Origin of the sequence: Rhodococcus sp. WS3 (genome assembly GCF_003797085.1) — a bacterium.
GTDB lineage: Bacteria > Actinomycetota > Actinomycetes > Mycobacteriales > Mycobacteriaceae > Rhodococcus_F > Rhodococcus_F globerula.
Map to the genome: position 1 here is coordinate 236,017 of NZ_RKMA01000001.1, position 18,138 is coordinate 254,154.

Here is an 18,138-nt window from a genome sequence, read left to right on the forward strand (position 1 = left end):
ACCCATCTCAGGTAATCGACCGGAGGACTTCATGACTACATCTGCCACCTCGGATCGGCTAGCCGCCCTCGACGTTATGGTCGATCGTCAGGAGATCCACGACGCGTTGACCAGATTCAGCCGTGGCATGGATCGCTTCGACCGCGATATCTTCCTCTCCGCCTTCCACGACGACGCCACAATTGCGGCGGGGAACTTTGTCGGTGGACCGATCGATCTCTACGAGTGGGCCAGAGCGACCCATGAACTGGGCCAGGTGTCGACGCATCACAACCTGCTGAACCACACCTGCGACATCGACGGCGACACGGCACACACCGAGACGTACTACCTATTCGTCGGACGTAATCACGACGACACCAATTGGATCGCAGGCGGCCGGTACATCGACCGCGTCGAACGCCGTGACGGACAATGGAGAATCGCGCTGCGCACCAATGTAATCGAGTGGTCCGGCATCGTTCCGACAATGGGCATACCTTTCGCCGACGTTCCTGACATTCACGTCAACGGCGCCCGTCGCGCAGCACAACAGACCCGTCGTACCAACGACCACTGACGAACATGCGGAATCCGCATGTCCCCGACTGATCCAGGAGTAGCCATGACCACGCTTGACATCAAGAAACTCAGCAACAATCTGGGTGCGGAGGTTCTGGGCGTCGATACCGATCGGCTACTCCGCGATGACGGTCTCGCAGACGCGTGTATGACTGCACTCGAAAAACATGGCGTATTGCTGTTTCGCAAGATCAACGTCGACGATCGCACGCAAGTCGAGTTCTGCCGGAAACTCGGAACACTGATCAACTTCTCCCGCTTCCCACCGTACGACGCGGAAGAAGTGATGGAGATCAGCTTCGACCCCTCCAACCCCAATGCGGAATACCTCGCCAGTAATGACTTCTGGCACATCGACGGCCTACTCGACAAGATCGCACCGAAGGCGTCCGTGATGAGTGCCCGCGTCACGGCCGACCGCGGTGGTGAAACCGAATTCGCCAGTACCTACGCCGCATACGAGGCGCTATCAGACGACGAGAAGAAACTGTTCGCCGATCTGCGCGTAGTCCACACCTTCGCGGCAATTCAGCGGCTGACGTACCCAGATCCGACACCGACTCAATTGAAGGAATGGGCCTCGCGCCGTGAAGTGGAACATCCCTTGGTGTGGCAGCATGAATCGGGTCGGCAATCGCTCGTGTTCGGGGCGACAACATCGCACGTCGTCGGAATGGACTTCGACGAAAGTCGTGCGCTCCTGGACGATCTCGAAAAGCGCGCCACATCACAAGAACTGGTGTATCGGCACACATGGTCCGAAGGTGACCTGGTGATCTGGGACAACTCCGGCCTCGTCCACCGGGCCTGCGAGTTCGACCGGAGTGAGCCCCGCCGTATGCATCGCTCAACCCTGGTCGGCCACGAGATCATCAAGTGAGCAGTCGCACCGCGGTAGTCACTGGTGGGGCATCGGGAATCGGAGCAGCGATCAGCCGGCGACTCGTCTCTGACGGCGCGATGGTGGCGATCTTCGATATCGACGGCAGTGCCGCCGAGGCGTTGGCGTCATCGATCGAATTGTCGGGCGGCAAAGCCATCGGATTGACCGTCGACGTGACCGACCGCGCCGCGATCGACGCAGGATTGAACGAAGCGCGTACACGTCTAGGACGACCAGCCATCCTGGTGAACAGCGCCGGATTGAGCATCGACGGCCCCTTCCTCGAGATCACTGCCGAAACGTGGAACCGCTCACTCGCGATCAACCTGACCGGCACCTTCGACTGTTGCCAGGCTGTGCTGCCAGACATGATCGAAGAAGGCTGGGGCCGGATCGTCAACATCTCGTCGTCGAGCATTCACAGCGGTGCCCCCGGCTTGGCCGGCTACGTGGCCGCCAAATCGGGAGTTGTCGGCCTCACCAAAGTGCTGGCGCTCGAATTCGCCAAATTCGGAATCACCGTCAATACGGTTCCTCCCGGATTCATCGACACCCCGATGCTGCGCAACACAGTCGAGAAAGGATTCATCGACCTCGACCAACAGACAGCAAAAACACCCGTCGGCCGGATCGGCCAACCAGAGGATGTGGCGGCTGTCTGTGCGTTCCTCACCAGCGAGGAAGCCGGTTACGTCACCGGGCAGAGCATCGGTGTCAACGGTGGCCGGAACACCTGATCGAAAGCACGTTCGCTACCCGAGAGGATTTACAGCCGATGGCTCGAATTTCGCCTGCAACACCACAACAATGGACGCCCGAGATGAGGGAATTCTTCGACGGCTTCCGAACGACCGTTGCTGCCGATCCGCAACGGGCCGGCAAGGCTGGACTTAACTTGGTCGGGACCCTGGCCCGATATCCCGCATTGGCGATGCCATTCCTGTCCTTCAACGCGCACTTGCTTTCTGGGACTTCGCTTACCGACAGGCAACGGGAACTGCTTGTACTCCGCGTCGCGTCGGTTCGGCGATCCGATTACGAATGGGCCCAGCACGTCATCCTTGCCGAAACTGCCGGCATGACGAAAGACGAAATCCTTCGCGTCGCGGACGGCCCGGGTGCATCCGAGTGGTCATCACTGGAACGGTCCCTGCTCAGTGCTGTAGACGAACTGCTGGCGGACGGCATGGTAAGTGAGCTGACCTGGTCGGCGCTGGCCGAGGAGTTCAACACCGAGCAACTGATGGATATGGTGTTCACAGTTGGCTGCTACTCGATGCTCGCCATGGCGCTGCGGTCATTCGACGTGAATCCTGAACCGGAGCTTGCTCCGTACCTCCCTGCCGTTCGGTAAATGGACACATGCGTGTTGGCTTCGCATCGTCTTAGCTCGTGATGCGAAGCTTGCACGCGGTGTTCAGTTTCCGGCGGAGCCGGATTCAGTCTCGGTGAACTGGACCTTGGCGGGTTGTGGAGCGTCGGCGTCGTTGTTTGGGGTCGATTGCGGATGGTGGGATGAACCAGGGTTTGTGATCGTCGCCCATCTTGATTTCCCAGATCCCGCGGAATCCGCTGGTGCTGTGAATCAACCGATGGTGGCTACGGCAGAGGAGGGTGAGGTTGTCCATCACCGTCAAACCGCCGACCGACCACGGTTTTATGTGGTGGGCGTCGCACCAAGCGGGTACCGCATCGCAGTTCGGGAAGGCGCAGCCTTTGTCCCGGGCAATCAACGCCGTGCGTTGTTCCGGTGTGACGAGGCGTTTGTGCGGCGTCGCATCGAGCGGTGCCCCGTTGCCGTCCATCAGGACGGTGGAGAGCATGCAGTCACAGGCAAGCATCCGGGTCAGGCTCACACTCAGTGGTCCCATCCAGGGCATGTATCCGACGTCAAGATCTTCGACATCAGGCTCATCGAAATCCGCCGCGACATCGCTGCGCAGGGTGGCACATTCCCGATGCTCCGCAAGATCTTTCGCAGTGATGTGCACATTCACATGCGGACGCTGACCACCGTCAACACCGGTGACGGCGTTGTCGAGGTACCGGCGGATCAACTCCGTGAACGCGTCGGCGGTTCGTTTGGCTGCCGATCGCTGATCCGGGGTTCCGTCCGCGGCCGGTTTCGGCATCGACAACCCCGAGAGGGCCGACAACAACATTTCACCAGTGAGCGCGTCGAAATCACCCTTGATCGCGACCTGACCGTTGAGCGTCGGCGAAATCCGCAAGACATTGAGGTCGTCGTCCTCACCGGGCGGGACATCGTCGGACTCGAATATCCGCTCCAGAACCGCAATCGCGTACCGGAGTTTGATGGTGGTCGCCTCCACCCCGGATGCCGCAGCAAGAAGAGTCTTCATACAGGACGGTAACGCCCTGTCCGGCATTCCTTTTGGTGGAGATTCACAGAACGCGACGATCATTGCCGCATGATCGAGCGAGAGATCGCCGGCCTCGAATTGGGCAGTAATATCCGGGAACCCCCGCAGTGCGGCACCGAGGGCGGCGATCTTGTTACCGGCCGCGTTCTGCAGCATCGTGTTCGCCGCCAGCCACCGCCCCACACCGCGGTAACAGAGCACCTGCTCGTCCGGATTGAGCGCCAATTCGTCGACCGCGGCAACTCGAATCGCTTCCAGCCGAAGAATTTCCGCAGATACACAGACTGCAACGTCTCGAACCTCGGCCGGTCGCAATCGCCACAACCTGCCCCGCACACCCACAGCCGAACCCGCTACAACATCCCCCACCAAAGTTGAATCGCAAACCGTAGTCATCAAGGCCTCCCCACCCTGACCTAATTACCCTCGAACATCTATTCGATTCAAGGGACATACCGGGCACAGTTCGTTCCCCCACGTTCTTGCAATGCGACGTCCACGAGTCACATGAGCCAGTCAGCGCCCCATCCACTGCGGGCGACGCTTTTCCGCAAATGCAGCCGGCCCCTCCTGTGCGTCGTCACTGTTGTAGCAGTGCTCGGATACGTGGCGTGCGGCCTTGAGTGCGGCCGAACGACCCATCTCCGTCGACAGCATCACAGTTTCTCTCGCCGCTTTGACGGAAAGAGGTGCACCGGAGAGTATTTCGGTTGCCAGGTCCAGAGCCGTCGCCATCAGATCCGCAGGCTCGGCAAGTCGGTTGACGAGACCGATCTCGTAAGCGCGCGTAGAAGATATCGGCTTACCCGTGAGCAGGATTTCCATCATGATGCGCTGCGGAATCATGTGAATCAGCGGCGACGCCCACGGCGAGCTTCTCCCCACCTTGACCTCCGTGACCGCAAATTTCGCGGTGGTGCTGGCGACACACAGGTCACAGGCCTGAGCAATCATCCAACCACCGGCGTAGGCAACGCCGTTGACCGCGGCAATGGTGGGTTTTGACAGTTCGACCGTGTCGTAGGGAAGTGCAAACATATCGCGCGGCGGTACCGCCATTGCGGTATTGACCATCTCTTTGAGATCGCCACCTGCACAAAATGTTTCGTCGCCGGAACCGGTGAGTATCGCTACCCGCAACGCTGGGTCGTATTCGAATCGGTTCCAGGCGTCGCGTAATCCCTCGCGCACGTCTCGATCGAGACAGTTTCGGGACTCCGGTCGGTTCAGCGTGATTACAGCAATGCCGTCGTCGCGCGCGTCGAACAACACGGCGTCATTCGAAAACACAGCATCACTCATCAGAATCCCCTCTGCCTGATTGCATGCGCTTCGCGCATCAACTCTTCGCGAAAATCCGGATGGGCAATATTGATCAAACGTCGCGCTCGTTCCGCGAGGTTCTGTCCTCGTAGCTCGGCTGCACCGAATTCGGTGACCACAACATCGATGTCACTACGCGCCGTCGTGACAGGCCCTGACAGGTGCGCGGTTATCCTGCTGACGGTTCCCCCCTTGGCCGTGGCGGGGAGAGCCATGATCGCGTGACCGCCCGGTGAACGCGAACCGGCCCGGACGAAGTCCACCTGACCACCCGTGCCACCGAGATACGCCGAACCGCTTTGCTCCGCATTGACTTGCCCTGTGAGATCAACTTCGAGTGCGGAATTGACTGTCACCAGTTTGTCGAGCTGAGCCAGAACTGCCGCGTCGTGTGTGTACGACGTCGCACACATGCGAATTGCCTGGTTACGGTGCGCGAACGCGTACAGTTCCTTGCTGCCGATGAGTGCGCCGGTGACGGACACTCCCGTGTCGATTCGTTTGCGTGCGTTGGTCACCGTGCCTGCTTCCACCAGATCAACGAGGCCGTCGCCCACCATTCCCGAATGAACACCCAGATCTTTCCGGTCTCGAATCAGCCGAAGCAACGCATCCGGCACGGCTCCGATCCCCACCTGGATGACCGCACCGTCCTCGATATACGCAGCGGCATGTTCGGCAATTGCATGATCGGTCGGTCCAATTGTTGCCGGCGCCAGTGTAACCGGAGGTCTGGATACTTCGATGGCGTAATCGATCTTCGCTGCCGGTAACAGTTCCCCGCAGGTGAACGGGACTTGATCGTTCACTTCCGCCACGACAACGCGCGCTTTCGCCACAGCCGCCTGAACGTAGTCACTGATCAATCCGAAGCTGTGATTGCCGTTCCCATCCGCAGCGCTTACTTGTACGAAGGCAACGTCGCACCCGATCAACCCGGCCTCGATCATCGGCGCAACTTGACTGACGTGGCACGGAATCACACTGAGCTTGTGCACTTTGGTCAACGATCGCAGCGTTCCGATCGCCCCCATACTGGAGAGCGAAAAGCTCTCACTTGCTTCGGCATTGAAGACTCCTGAGAAACTCGTTGCGACAAATGCCGATAGTCCGCCAATGTCTGCCCCTTGATCGATCAGAGCTTCGATCAACGTTGTCGGTTCGCCGCACGCCTGTCCGATGACAATACGGTCTCCCCGATTCAGGAACCGATTCAACTCCACGCTCGACCGACCTCATTCAGGACTTCCTCGGTGTGCTCACCGAGTCGAGGGGCCGGCCGGGCAATACGACCGGGCGTGCGCGAGAACCATGTCGGCGGACCAGGGAAACGCACTGAGCCGTAGGGAGTATCGACGTCTTCGAAAAAGTTGACGGCATCGAGGTGCTCGTTGTTCAACAACTCGTCCAGTGTCCTCACCGGAGCGGCCGGAATATCGTGAGATCGGAGCAGATCCAGCCATTCCTGCGTCGTGCGTTCGAGGAAGGTTTCACCCAGCAGCGCGTACACCGTGTCGATCTGACGGGCTCGTTGTTCGAGAGTCGCGAAATGTGCACCCGCCCAAGGTGGATCGACTGCGTCGACGAAAGCCGCCCATTGCTTGTCGTTGTACACCATGGCCGAGATCTCGCCGTCTTTGGTCCGGTACGGTTTCCGATTCGGTGCCACAGCACGGGGATACACCGCCGGACCCAGCGCCGGGGTGAACAGTGCCCCATTTGCATGTTCGACCAGCATGAAAGCTGCCATCGTCTCGAACATGGCAACCTCCACCTCTTGGCCTTCTCCAGTACGTTCGCGGTGAAAGAGGGCCATCGTGGTGGCGTACACGGCAGTGAGTCCCGCAACCTTGTCCGCGATAATGGTTCCGACATAACCACTCTCGCCGGTCAACTGTTCCTGCACGTGCGGTAAGCCGCATTCGGCCTGAATTGTGTCGTCGTAGGCCGTCAAATCGGCATCCGGCCCGCGACGCCCGTATCCGTAGCAGTTGGTGTAGACGATCGACGGATTGACGGCGGCCACGTCGTCGTAGCCAAAACCAAGTTTTGTGATTGCCGAGCCTCGCATGGAATGGATGAATACATCCGCATCGGCGATCAAGTCACGCAGTACACCTGCACCCTCATCGGTTCGCAGATCCAGTACCGCACTGCGCTTTCCACGATTCACGTTGACAAACACACCGCCCAATCCCGGTTCCGGACCCACCGAAATGTAGCGGGTGTTGTCGCCGGCGGGGCTTTCGATCTTGAGAACATCAGCCCCCATGTCGGCCATGATCTGCGTGCAGTAGGGACCCATCACCATCGCCGTGAGATCGACGATCCGAACCCCGGTCAACGGACCCGAGTGCTTCATCAGAATGAACCTCCACTTTTCTTCAGAACGATTCGACGCTATCAGGTGAATCTTTACAAGGATAGTGGTATTAGTGAGTGGTGAAGAAATCCAACGGGACCGCCGTCCTCGGCACGATAGCGACGGTGCTCGATGCGGCACTGGCGGCAAACCCGCAGGCCCCGGCCGTGGAAGCCGTATCTGGGATCTGGTCATATGCCGAACTCGACACACAGGCAAGGCGCTGCGCCGGAGCGCTGTGGTCACTGGGCGTGCGACCAGGCGATCGTGTCGCGGCATGCTTGCCCAACGATCTGGGCATCGTCGCGGCATTTCACGGCGCTCAGCGGATCGGTGCGATCTGGGTGGGAATCGGCGAAGCGCTGTCATCCAGTGAGCAGCAAGAATTACAAACTCTGTGCAAGCCGAGTGTTGTCCTGGCCGGACCGAACTGTCGGCTGGACCCTCTCGACTGCGTCAGCGAGGCTCAGTGGGCAGAATTGTGCGGGCGCGACGAGACCGCCCCTTCGGTCGAGTTGGATATCGACGCTCCGGCCGGAATCGCTTTCACCAGTGGCACTTCGGGTCAGCCCAAAGCTGTGGTGCACAGTCAACGAAACCTACTCCTCCCCGGCGCCGTCCTGTGCGCGACCAGAGGATGGGGGCCAGAACTACGCAAGGGCGACAGCTTCCCGCTGACCATCCTCAATCTCATGGTCTTGTCGACGCTACTTACCGCCCAAGCCGGCGGGTGCTCAGTCGTGATGAACCGGCGCGACGTCGACGGGGTTGCCGAATGGATCGCCTCGCGGCGTGTCACAGTGTGGAACGGCGCCCCCGCGCAACTGTACGACCTCGCGCGACGTCCCGACGTCAACCTCAGTTCACTCCAGGAGATCTGGTGCGGCGGCGGCGATACACCGGACGGGTTACGCCAAGCGTTCACCGACGCGCACGGCCTCGTCCCCCGCGTCACGTACGGCCTGACCGAAGCACCGACCGTCGTATCGATCGATCCTCCCGGGCGCGAATGGCACCCCCGGACCAGCGGGCAGGTACTGCCACAGTACGAGGTTGCAGCCTACAGTGAGGACGGAAGCCCGCTGCCTGCAGGAAAATTGGGCGAACTGCGCGTCAGAGCAGCGAGGTCAGGTCCGTGGGCGGGCTCGTGGACGCCGATGCTCGGCCATTGGGAGCACGGCGGTGTCACTTCGACTGAACCCGGCCCACTCGCGACTGGGGATATCGGAACTGTCGACGCCGACGGTTGGCTCACAGTCCTGGACCGCAAGAAATTGGTGATAATTCGCGGTGGTGCAAACGTCTACCCGCTCGAAGTGGAACGAGTCATCGCGACGCACCCCGATGTCGCGAAGGTCGCCGTGTACCCGGTACCCGACGACCGACTCGGTCAGCGGGTTGCCGCGATTGTCGAAAGTGTCGGACCTCCGATGGAGTTCGGCATCCTTGCCGACCTCTGCCGGAACGAGCTGTCGCCCTACAAGGTTCCGGAATTCTGGTCACAGGTCGACGCACTGCCGGTCAACGCCATGGGAAAAATCCAGCGGGCCGGACTCGCAGAACTCACCACTTCCGCCGTCAGGGCACCGCAGCGAGGTCTCCGGTGACAACACACCGCGATACCGCCGCACGGATGTTCGGCTTGGACGGCCGGGTAGCCATCGTGACGGGCGCTTCATCAGGCCTCGGCGCTGCCATAGCCGAGGCACTTGCCTCACTCGGCGCCCGAGTTGCCGTCGTCGCGCGCCGCCGCGACAAACTAGCCGAACTCGCCGAGCGGATCAACGGCACCGCCATCGAGTGCGATCTCTCCGAGGCCGGCCAGGTCGGCTCTGTTGTACCCGCCGTGGTCGAAAGCCTTGGGCCGCCCGAAATTCTGATCAACGCAGCGGGCAGCATGTTCACCTACGAACGAGCCGAATCCGAGCCACTCGATGCCGTCCGCAAGACCTTGGATCTGAATTTGATCGCTCCGTTCTTGTTGGCGCAGGCCACTTTCCCCCACATGCAGTCCATCGGCCGCGGCACTGTCGTCAACATCTCGTCCATCAGCGGCAGGGTGGGAATACCGGGCATCCCGCAGGCGTCATACGCCGCAAGTAAGGCCGGACTATCAGGACTCACCGCAGAACTCGCGATCCAGTGGGCGCGGCACTCGATCCGGGTGAACACAGTTGCTCCCGGATTCTTCCGGAGTGAAATCACTGATCAGCTGTACACCGATGACCGATCGGCGGAGTATCTGCGACGAAACACTCCACTTCCGCACGAAGGGACGCCGCACGATGTTGTCGGCTCTGTTCTCTGGCTCGCAAGTGACGCGGGAAGTTACGTCACAGGCCAGACCATAGTTGTCGATGGTGGTTGGACGGCACGCTGAGCGTTCGACACGGGTGCCGATCTCAGTTCGAGTTCGCTTTAATTTCGACATTGAAAATGCTATTCTCAGAATAGAGAGTTTCATACTCTGATTGCGATTTCTAACCGCAGGGCGAGAGGGCGAACATGTTGTTGGAGCTGACCCCGGACCAGGAATTCTTCCGGGACACCACAGCCCGGTTCCTGAACACGCAGGTGCCCAGCTCAGCTGTGCGTCTTCTGCGCGACAACCCCATGGGCTTCGACTCCGAATACTGGCGGCGCGGCGCAGAACTCGGCTGGACCAGCCTCCTGGTGGACGAAAAGCACGGTGGGGGCACAATCAGCGATCGCGGACTCGTCGACCTCACACTTGTCGCGTACGAGTTCGGCCGCACCGCCGCGCCCGGCCCACTCACCCCGACCAACGTCGTTGCCGCACTTCTCAACATCTACTCCAGCCAGACCACAGACCAAGTTCTTGCAGAACTACTCGCCGGAACTTCCACCGCAGCATGGTGTTTCACCCAGCCACAAGCGAACAGTCTCGTGAGCACTCCACCACTGGAGATTCGCGTCGATGGCAACGACGTAATTGTGTCCGGCGCAAAACGCCCCGTCGAAGCTGCCCAGACCGCCGATGTCCTTCTCGTCACCGGCCAGTGCGGCGACTCCGTCGCGCAAGTCCTGGTGCCCACCGATACTCCCGGTGTGCACGTAAAGCCGTTGCGATCAATCGATCTGACACGGCGCTACGCCGCGGTGACGTTCGACAACGTACGTCTCCCCCTGAGCGCCATGATCGGAGACACACGCGATGCGGCTCGTGACGTCGAGCGTTGTCGGCAACTCGCCATCGTGCTGGGCTGCGCCGAATCCGTCGGAGCGATGCAAGCGGCATTCGACCTCACCGTTGCGTGGGCATTCGACCGATACTCGTTCGGACGCCCCCTTGCGTCGTACCAAGAACTCAAACACCGCTTCGCAGACATGAAGACCTGGCTCGAAGCCAGCCACGGTCTCGCCGACGCGGCAGCAGCCGCAGTTGCTGCGGAAAGCCCGGACGCCGCTGAACTCACCAGCGCCGCACACGCATACATCGGCGATCGCGGCGGCGAGCTACTCCAGGATTGTGTGCAGATCCACGGCGGGATCGGCGTCACATTCGAGCACGATCTACACCTGTTCATGCGGCGGGCTGCAGCTAATCGCTCGAGCTACGGCACTCCCGCAGAGCACCGCCAATTGATCGCCGCCATCGCCGTACGTCAGGAGAGCATCCGTTGAGCACCCAGGCACCCCAGACCGTCGTCGACATGGAATCGGTCGAGCAGTTTCGCACTCGGGCACGCACCTGGATCCGAAACAACCTCGGCCCCAGCGACCCGAAGGCAAACATCGGTGTCATGCGCGCCGAAGGACCCGACGAGGACGAACTCACCGACGTCGCGGAGCAACGCGCACTTCAGCGACGACTGTTCGATGCGGGCCTTGCCGGGATCTGCTTCCCTCAGGAGTACGGCGGGCAAGGCCTCACTCATGCTCACCAGCGGGCATTGAACGAGGAACTCGCCGGTTACAAGTACGCCGAACGTCTACAGTCTCCGACCTTTGTGCCCTGCGCCGCAGTGCTTCTCGAATTCGGCACCGAGGAGCAGAAGCAACGCCACATCCCCGCCATCTTGAAGGGCGAAGAGATCTGGATGCAAATGCTCTCCGAGCCCAGTGGTGGCTCCGACGTCGCCGGCGCGGTCACCACCGCTGTTCGAGACGGCGAAGACTGGGTACTGAACGGATCGAAGATCTGGACTACCGGCGCCTGGTGGTCCGATTGGGCGCTCTGTCTTGCCAGAACCAACTGGGACGTGCCCAAGCATCGGGGGCTGAGCGTGTTCATGGTGCCGCTCGATCGCACCGGCATGGAAGTCAACCGCATCGAGTTGCTCAGTGGGTCGCGGGAATTCTGTCAAGAGTTCATGACCGACGTCAGGGTTCCGGACAGCGACCGCATCGGCGAAATCAACGACGGTTGGACCGTCGGCACACGCTGGATGTTCCACGAACGAATGCTGTCGAACTCGCCGTACGCGACCATGGCAGCCGGAAGCACGCAACGAGGAACGAAGATGCCGGAACTGCTTGCAGTCGCGCGCGATGCGGGTCGCTTGAACGACCCCGTCAGCCGTGACCTCATCGGTGAGGCCCGCATGCTGGAACTGGCCAACAACGCACTACAGCATCGGGTTGTCCAGGGCATCACCACCGGCGCAATGTCCGATCAGGCCGCGAGTATCGCCCGATTGATGGCAGGTCTGATGTCTACCCGTCTGGTGACGATCATCTACGAATTCACCGGGCCTGCCGGGGCAGCGTGGGACGACGACGACGGTACGGTCGGCGACTGCGCCACGGACTATCTCGGCCAACAGGTGTGGTGCATCGCCGGCGGGACCACCGAAATGGCCCGCAACGCCATCAGCGAGCGAGTCCTCGGTATGCCGCGTGAACGCACACACGAGCAGAACATCGCCTTCCGGGACATTCCGAAAAGCCGATCAACTTCCGGCAGTCACTAGTTTCCGGCGGTCAGGACATCAGCTTCTCGCGGTCAGGGACACGGTGCAGTTACGGTCGAACTTCTTTGCCAGATACAGCGCTTCGTCGGCGCAATCGATCATGCTGTTCACGTCCGCGTCACCGGACGGCGAACACGCCACACCGATACTGACAGTCGGGCCGAGTTCTCCGAGCGTTGTCCTCGATTGCTCCTGCTGTGCCACCCGAATTATTTCGGCTATTTGCGTTGCCTCGTCCAGATCCGTGTCGATCAACAGAACGACAAACTCCTCACCGCCCAGGCGCGCAAACAGCGCTGTGTCGTCGAGATGGCGCCGCACTTGATCCGCAAACGCAACAAGGACCGTGTCCCCGGTCCGATGGCCCAAGGTGTCATTGACCTTCTTGAAGTGGTCCAGGTCCATCATCAGGACGCTGACTGGCAGGCCGGACTGAAGAGATCCGACGGCGCCGATGCTTTTTCGCATGAATTCGTCCCGGCGCAGCGCTCCAGTCAGGTCGTCGAGCATCACAGCTTCAGTCAGAGCAGCGAGAGCGCGTCGACGTTCATAGATCACGCAGGCAACCGCGAGGGGCGCAGTTGCCAACAGAGCCAATCCGATCCTTACGGAAACGCTGACCGCGGATAAACCTTCGACAGCTGTTCCCAAGTGCCCGTCGGCTGTCAAGACCAACGTACATACGGTCGATATGGCGGTCATCAGTGACGTGACAAAGACATTGGTCAGCAGTGCGGCGGTGACAAGAGCAGGCATGGCAAACGCAATTGCACCGGCGCCGCCGATGACCCATTGGAGCAGAATGCACAACGCCAACAATGCGGCCGGAATCACGGACAGCCGAAGGATCCTGGACACGGCCTCAGGGTCTCGGTCCTCAGGTCGAAGCGACGGAAAAGTCAGTACCAGCGGAACAATCGTCATGTAGTTGACGAGGTTGCCCGAGAACCAGAGAATCCAGCCGTCCGGCCATGTGCCGCCGAAAAGTGCCACATTCGCAGCTCCTCCGACACATCCTGTCAGCGCCGCCGCGACCATGGTCGCGGATACGAAGTAACCCACCGAGCGGATACTCGAAAGCCTTCGATCTTCCGCGCAGACCCATCGAAATGCGTAGAACCCACCGACAACGCCGATGATGTTGCTTGCACCGAGCCACAAAGCTGATTCGACGGAACCGCCAGTGACCAGATCCGCGGAAATATAGGCCGTCGCCGCACAGAACCACGTCGGAACGGTTGCCGAACGGGGTGATCGAACAAGCAGACCGAGCAGCAGTGCGTTTGCCGGCCAGAACACGGCGAGGGTACCGGGAAGCCGGCTGAAAGTCCCGATCAAGCACGCGACAAAAACGCAAAGACCGACAAGCAGGCTGTGGCGTAGCGCCGCAGCTGACGTCGAGTTTTCCACCGCATCCACCGCCCTACCTACCTAATCTTTGGATCAATTGTGAGAGGCGATCGGACATACAGCGGAAAACGTGCGCTGGAAACCGACGAATTGCGCTAATTATCCCTTTTAGAGCTGTCAAATCAAGGACATCCGTCAGTACATTCCGATCTGCGTAAATGTCAAGTATTGCCATCATTGATAGGATTGACGTACTGTGCGAAAAGACCTGTACGACAGCTACTGCGCAGTACAGTCCCGGCAGTTCGGCCCCGCTAACGGTGGACACCGCGATCTGCAGTGCATCACCCACGGATTTCAGGACGCGAACGCGCTCCGAACCGGTTGAGGAAGGAATTCATTTCTGATGTTTTCGGCAATAGTCATCGAGAAGAACGACACGGGACAAAGCGTCGCCTGCACCAGTCTCGACGAAGCTGATCTACCCGACGGAAATGTCAGCATCGACGTGGACTATTCAACTCTCAATTACAAAGACGCTCTGGCCATTACCGGTTCGTCTCCAGTAGTGCGCAAGTTCCCGATGGTCCCCGGAATCGACCTCGCCGGAACAGTCACCGAGAGTTCACACGCAGACTGGGCAGCCGGCGATCGCGTCGTACTCAACGGTTGGGGCGTCGGCGAATCCCACTGGGGTGGACTCGCCCAGCGCGCGCGCCTGAACGGCGACTGGTTGATACCACTTCCCGCGGCATTCACCGCCCATGCCGCCATGGCTATCGGCACTGCGGGCTATGCCGCCAGCCTGTGCGTCGACGCTCTCATCGACTTCGGTGTATCGCCCGACCAGGGCGAGATACTCGTGACCGGAGCATCCGGCGGAGTGGGCAGTGTCGCGATCGCCCTACTGGCAAAGGCAGGCTTCACCGTCGCTGCGTCGACCGGCAAGGTCGACGAAGCGGAATACCTCCAAAGCCTTGGCGCAACAACGGTAATCGACCGCGCCGAACTCTCCGGTGCCGGCAAGCCGATGCAGAAGGAACGCTGGGCGGGCGTCGTCGATTCGGTGGGCAGTCACACCCTCGCGAACGCGTGCGCGCAAACCCGGTACGGCGGTGCTGTCGCAGCCTGTGGCCTCGCTCAGGGGATGGATTTCCCTGGCTCGGTTGCGCCGTTCATTCTCCGCGGCGTGTCACTGCTCGGTGTCGACAGCGTGATGGCACCCAAGTCTCGTCGCCTGGCCACCTGGGATCGCCTGGCTCGTGATCTGGATGCCGAGGCACTGGAGTCAATCGCCCACGACATCGCACTGGGCGAATCGATCACTGCTGCAAGAAAACTCATGGACGGCACGGTGCGTGGACGCATCGTCGTCGACGTCAATCGATAGCCGGGAGCCAGAGACGATGAATACGAAGTTAACCGAACCGGAAACCGTCGAACTCGATCTGTCCGATGTAGACCACCGTGTAGGCCAACCTGTCGGCGGCGGGCAGCTGTGGGATCCGTGCAGCACCACCGACGTGCGGCGTTGGGTCATGGCGATGGACAACCCCAACCCGATCCACTGGGATGAGGAATTTGCCCGTGCCAGTAAGTTCGGCGGTCTGATCGCACCGCAGTCCATCGCAGTAGGTCTGGACTACGGGCACGGAGCTCAGCCGGCGTGCGTCGGACACATTCCGAACAGCCACTTGATCTTCGGCGGCGAGGAATGGTGGTTCTACGGAACGCCGGTGCGTCCCGGCGACACGTTGTTCCAAGAACGACGCTTCCACGATTACAAGGTTGCCGATACGAAGTTCGCCGGTCCCACGATGTTCTCGCGCGGCGACACGCTCCACACCAACCAGCACGGCTCCAAGGTTGCACTCGAACGGTCGACAGCCATCCGTTACCTGGCCGACGAGGCAACAAAGCGCGGCATGTACAACAACAATGTCGGGGCCGTCAAACGGTGGACCAACGCAGAACTCATCGAGGTCGAGAACCTGCGCCACGAATGGCTCATGTCCAACCGCATGGGTGTTTCACCGCGCTTCGACGAGGTCGAGATCGGCGACACACTGCAGCGACGCGTCATCGGCCCGCACAGCATCGCAAGCTTCACCACGGAGTACCGCGCATTCCTTTTCAACATCTGGGGCACCTTCCACTGGGTTGCACCCGACGGCGTCGAAGATCCCTGGGTCTACCAGGATCCGGGCTGGGTGGAGGGCTTCGGTTACGACGAGGAAGGAGCCAAGATCGACCCGCGCAAGCGCGACGGCCTGTACGTCGGTCCGTCTCGCGGCCACATCGACAGCGACAAGGCCAGCGAAGTCGGGATGGCCAGGGCCTACGGTTACGGCGCGACGATGGGCGCCTGGTGCACCGACTTCCTCGCCAACTGGGCAGGTCACAACGGCATGGTCCGCCATACCAAGGCCGACTTCCGCACACCCGCATTCGAGGGCGACGTGACGTACTTCGACGCCGAGGTCGTTGGCAAGGAAGCTCAATCAGCCTGGGGCGTACCGCTTGTCCAGATCAAGCTGCGTCTGACCAATCAGGACGGCGACGTTCTGGTGTCCTGCACGGCCGAGGTCGAACTGCCGTTCTCCTGACTCTCCCTCGACATGAAAGAGGCAAGCCTTGACCACCGATGTGAATGCGGCACCAGCTGTTTCAATCGCGCACGGTGTACCACTGCTCGACGAACCAGGCCTCGGCGCACTGACTCTTCCCGGATTCCTCCGGGAAGTGACGCAGATGTACGGCGATCGCGAAGCTCTGGTCATGCGCTCCGACGACGGTGTCGTCCGCTGGTCCTACGCACAATTGTGGGAGCGCGCAATCGAAGTCGCCCAAGCTCTGCGGGGTATCGGTCTGGGCAAGGACGGCCGGGTGGGCGTCTTGATGACCAACCGTCCGGAGTGGATCGCGTCGGTGTTCGGCACCGCCCTCGCCGGCGGTGTAGCGGTCACACTCAGCACGTTCTCAACAGCGGCGGAACTGGACTACCTGCTGGAGAATTCTGCAGTCTCGGTTCTGTTGTTCGAGCACACCGTACTCGGTAAGGACTTTGCGGAGGTGCTGACCACGCTCGAACCACAGTTCGGCACTGCAGCTCCCGGCACAGTGCAGTCGCCGCGATTCCCCTTTCTTCGTCATCTGGCCATGGTCGGCGACGGAGAAGCAATCGGGGCGATCGACACGTGGGACACATTCCGCTCGCGAGGCGTCGACCAATCGAGGGGGTTGATCGAATCCATCGCGGCGGCTGTGCGCCCGAGTGATGCTGCTGTGCTGTTCTTCTCGTCAGGGACGACAAGCAAACCCAAAGGCATTCTCAGCGCACATCGTGGTGTCAGCATTCAGATGTGGCGATTTCGGCGCATGTATCGTTTCAACCCCGAGGACAACATACGATGCTGGTCGGCCAACGGATTTTTCTGGTCAGGCAACTTTGCGATGGCGCTGGGCACGACCTTCGCGAGCGGTGGCTCATTGGTACTGCAATCGACGTTCGACGCAGCAGAGGCAATCGGGCTCATCGAGTCGGAACAAGTCAACTTTCCGTTTGCGTGGCCGCACCAATGGGCACAGTTCGAATCCGCACCCAACTGGACCGGCGCGGATTTGAGTAGCTTGTCGTACGTCGATTTCAACACACCGGTAGCCCGTCACCCCAGCGTCACGGCCACATGGTTCGAACCCGGCCATGCGTACGGAAACACCGAAACCTTCACCATTTCAACTTGTTTCCCGGCCAATACGCCGGACGACGTAACGGGGGGCAGCAGCGGTGAGCCGCTTCCCGGAACAACCGTCAAGGTTGTCGACGCGCTCACCGGCGATGTTCTCCCGATCGGCGAACGCGGCGAAATTTGTGTCAAGGGTCCGACACTGATGCTCGGGTATATCGGCACACCACTCAGCGAGACCGTCGACGCCGAAGGTTTCTTCCACACCGGCGACGGCGGATATCTCGACGATGTCGGCCGGCTGTTCTGGGAGGGCCGCCTCACCGACATCATCAAGACCGGTGGCGCAAACGTCTCACCGCTCGAAGTCGACGAGGCTCTGGTCAGCCATCCCGGAGTGAAGGTCACCCGCACTGTTGGTGTTCCGCACGAGACGCTTGGCGAGGTCGTCGTGTCCTGCATCGTTGCGCACGAGGGCACCGATCTGCATCAAGAAGAAATTCGCACTTTCCTGCGAGAACGCCTCGCCAGCTACAAGGTTCCGCGTCATGTGCTGTTTTTCGACGAGGACCAAATCGCTCTCACCGGCAGTGCAAAAATCAAATCCAGTGAAGTTCGAGAGCGCGCTGCACAACTGTTGAAGGCGTGAAGGTGT

The 18,138-nt window shown here is 60.5% G+C and carries 16 protein-coding genes; 11 read left to right on the forward strand and 5 right to left on the reverse strand.

Going from position 1 to position 18,138, the window contains the following annotated elements; genetic code table 11:
• Positions 1 to 31: 31 nt before the first annotated feature.
• The 4 genes from EEB13_RS01000 to EEB13_RS01015 are packed head-to-tail and all read left to right on the forward strand — an operon-like array spanning position 32 to position 2,798.
• Positions 32 to 559: a nuclear transport factor 2 family protein gene (locus EEB13_RS01000; protein WP_261984421.1), complete on the forward strand. Its 528-nt coding sequence runs from the start codon at positions 32 to 34 to the stop codon at positions 557 to 559.
• Positions 560 to 604: 45 nt separating this feature from the next.
• The gene (locus tag EEB13_RS01005; protein ID WP_141484436.1) at positions 605 to 1,441 is read left to right on the forward strand and encodes a TauD/TfdA dioxygenase family protein; all 837 of its coding nucleotides are present in this window, start codon (positions 605 to 607) and stop codon (positions 1,439 to 1,441) included.
• Entirely contained in the window at positions 1,438 to 2,181 is a 744-nt protein-coding gene (locus EEB13_RS01010; protein ID WP_116101429.1) for an SDR family NAD(P)-dependent oxidoreductase, read from the forward strand. The genes EEB13_RS01005 and EEB13_RS01010 overlap by 4 nt, the downstream gene beginning before the upstream one ends.
• A gap of 38 nt (positions 2,182 to 2,219) precedes the next feature.
• Positions 2,220 to 2,798: a carboxymuconolactone decarboxylase family protein gene (locus EEB13_RS01015; protein ID WP_116101430.1), complete on the forward strand. Its 579-nt coding sequence runs from the start codon at positions 2,220 to 2,222 to the stop codon at positions 2,796 to 2,798.
• A gap of 85 nt (positions 2,799 to 2,883) precedes the next feature.
• Here EEB13_RS01015 and EEB13_RS01020 read toward each other — a convergent pair whose 3' ends face one another.
• The 4 genes from EEB13_RS01020 to EEB13_RS01035 form a co-directional block, all read right to left on the reverse strand.
• On the reverse strand, positions 2,884 to 4,224 hold the full coding sequence (locus EEB13_RS01020) for an HNH endonuclease signature motif containing protein (RefSeq protein WP_141484437.1): 1,341 nt from the start codon (positions 4,222 to 4,224) through the stop codon (positions 2,884 to 2,886).
• Positions 4,225 to 4,344: 120 nt separating this feature from the next.
• A complete protein-coding gene (locus EEB13_RS01025; RefSeq protein WP_045070230.1) occupies positions 4,345 to 5,130 on the reverse strand; it encodes an enoyl-CoA hydratase/isomerase family protein in 786 nt (261 codons plus the stop codon).
• Entirely contained in the window at positions 5,130 to 6,374 is a 1,245-nt protein-coding gene (locus tag EEB13_RS01030) for an acetyl-CoA hydrolase/transferase family protein (RefSeq protein WP_045070233.1), read from the reverse strand. Before EEB13_RS01030 ends, EEB13_RS01025 begins: the two co-directional genes overlap by 1 nt.
• Positions 6,365 to 7,513: a CaiB/BaiF CoA transferase family protein gene (locus EEB13_RS01035; RefSeq protein ID WP_141484438.1), complete on the reverse strand. Its 1,149-nt coding sequence runs from the start codon at positions 7,511 to 7,513 to the stop codon at positions 6,365 to 6,367. The genes EEB13_RS01030 and EEB13_RS01035 overlap by 10 nt, the downstream gene beginning before the upstream one ends.
• Before the next feature lie 80 nt (positions 7,514 to 7,593).
• Between EEB13_RS01035 and EEB13_RS01040 the strand changes: the two genes are divergently transcribed.
• The 4 genes from EEB13_RS01040 (at position 7,594) to EEB13_RS01055 (ending at position 12,447) form a co-directional block, all read left to right on the forward strand.
• A complete protein-coding gene (locus tag EEB13_RS01040; protein ID WP_222839781.1) occupies positions 7,594 to 9,120 on the forward strand; it encodes a class I adenylate-forming enzyme family protein in 1,527 nt (508 codons plus the stop codon).
• A complete protein-coding gene (locus tag EEB13_RS01045) occupies positions 9,117 to 9,893 on the forward strand; it encodes an SDR family NAD(P)-dependent oxidoreductase (RefSeq protein WP_233365225.1) in 777 nt (258 codons plus the stop codon). Before EEB13_RS01040 ends, EEB13_RS01045 begins: the two co-directional genes overlap by 4 nt.
• A gap of 125 nt (positions 9,894 to 10,018) precedes the next feature.
• Positions 10,019 to 11,158, forward strand: coding sequence for an acyl-CoA dehydrogenase family protein (locus EEB13_RS01050; RefSeq protein ID WP_141484439.1), 1,140 nt, complete (start codon positions 10,019 to 10,021; stop codon positions 11,156 to 11,158).
• On the forward strand, positions 11,155 to 12,447 hold the full coding sequence (locus EEB13_RS01055) for an acyl-CoA dehydrogenase family protein (protein WP_245006036.1): 1,293 nt from the start codon (positions 11,155 to 11,157) through the stop codon (positions 12,445 to 12,447). The genes EEB13_RS01050 and EEB13_RS01055 overlap by 4 nt, the downstream gene beginning before the upstream one ends.
• Positions 12,448 to 12,465: 18 nt before the next feature.
• On the opposite strand, the gene EEB13_RS01060 is transcribed toward EEB13_RS01055, so the two are convergent.
• A complete protein-coding gene (locus EEB13_RS01060) occupies positions 12,466 to 13,866 on the reverse strand; it encodes a GGDEF domain-containing protein (protein ID WP_141484440.1) in 1,401 nt (466 codons plus the stop codon).
• Positions 13,867 to 14,203: 337 nt separating this feature from the next.
• Here EEB13_RS01060 and EEB13_RS01065 point away from each other — a divergent pair, with 337 nt between their 5' ends.
• From EEB13_RS01065 to EEB13_RS01075, 3 genes are read left to right on the forward strand one after another with little or no spacing between them, the layout of a single operon-like run.
• Positions 14,204 to 15,187, forward strand: coding sequence for an MDR family oxidoreductase (locus tag EEB13_RS01065; RefSeq protein ID WP_095886484.1), 984 nt, complete (start codon positions 14,204 to 14,206; stop codon positions 15,185 to 15,187).
• Positions 15,188 to 15,203: 16 nt separating this feature from the next.
• Positions 15,204 to 16,403: a MaoC family dehydratase N-terminal domain-containing protein gene (locus EEB13_RS01070; protein WP_095886485.1), complete on the forward strand. Its 1,200-nt coding sequence runs from the start codon at positions 15,204 to 15,206 to the stop codon at positions 16,401 to 16,403.
• 28 nt (positions 16,404 to 16,431) lie between these two features.
• On the forward strand, positions 16,432 to 18,132 hold the full coding sequence (locus tag EEB13_RS01075; protein WP_261984422.1) for a class I adenylate-forming enzyme family protein: 1,701 nt from the start codon (positions 16,432 to 16,434) through the stop codon (positions 18,130 to 18,132).
• Positions 18,133 to 18,138 lie beyond the last annotated feature (6 nt).

What these genes read in the sequence shown, in the direction of transcription:
- EEB13_RS01070 (WP_095886485.1), top strand. Translation starts at nt 15,204, where the DNA reads ATGAATACGAAGTTAACCGAACCGGAAACCGTCGAACTCGATCTGTCC.
- EEB13_RS01035 (WP_141484438.1), bottom strand. Translation starts at nt 7,513, where the DNA reads ATGAAGCACTCGGGTCCGTTGACCGGGGTTCGGATCGTCGATCTCACG.
- EEB13_RS01015 (WP_116101430.1), top strand. Translation starts at nt 2,220, where the DNA reads ATGGCTCGAATTTCGCCTGCAACACCACAACAATGGACGCCCGAGATG.
- EEB13_RS01025 (WP_045070230.1), bottom strand. Translation starts at nt 5,130, where the DNA reads ATGAGTGATGCTGTGTTTTCGAATGACGCCGTGTTGTTCGACGCGCGC.
- EEB13_RS01065 (WP_095886484.1), top strand. Translation starts at nt 14,204, where the DNA reads ATGTTTTCGGCAATAGTCATCGAGAAGAACGACACGGGACAAAGCGTC.
- EEB13_RS01000 (WP_261984421.1), top strand. Translation starts at nt 32, where the DNA reads ATGACTACATCTGCCACCTCGGATCGGCTAGCCGCCCTCGACGTTATG.
- EEB13_RS01050 (WP_141484439.1), top strand. Translation starts at nt 10,019, where the DNA reads ATGTTGTTGGAGCTGACCCCGGACCAGGAATTCTTCCGGGACACCACA.
- EEB13_RS01020 (WP_141484437.1), bottom strand. Translation starts at nt 4,224, where the DNA reads ATGACTACGGTTTGCGATTCAACTTTGGTGGGGGATGTTGTAGCGGGT.
- EEB13_RS01005 (WP_141484436.1), top strand. Translation starts at nt 605, where the DNA reads ATGACCACGCTTGACATCAAGAAACTCAGCAACAATCTGGGTGCGGAG.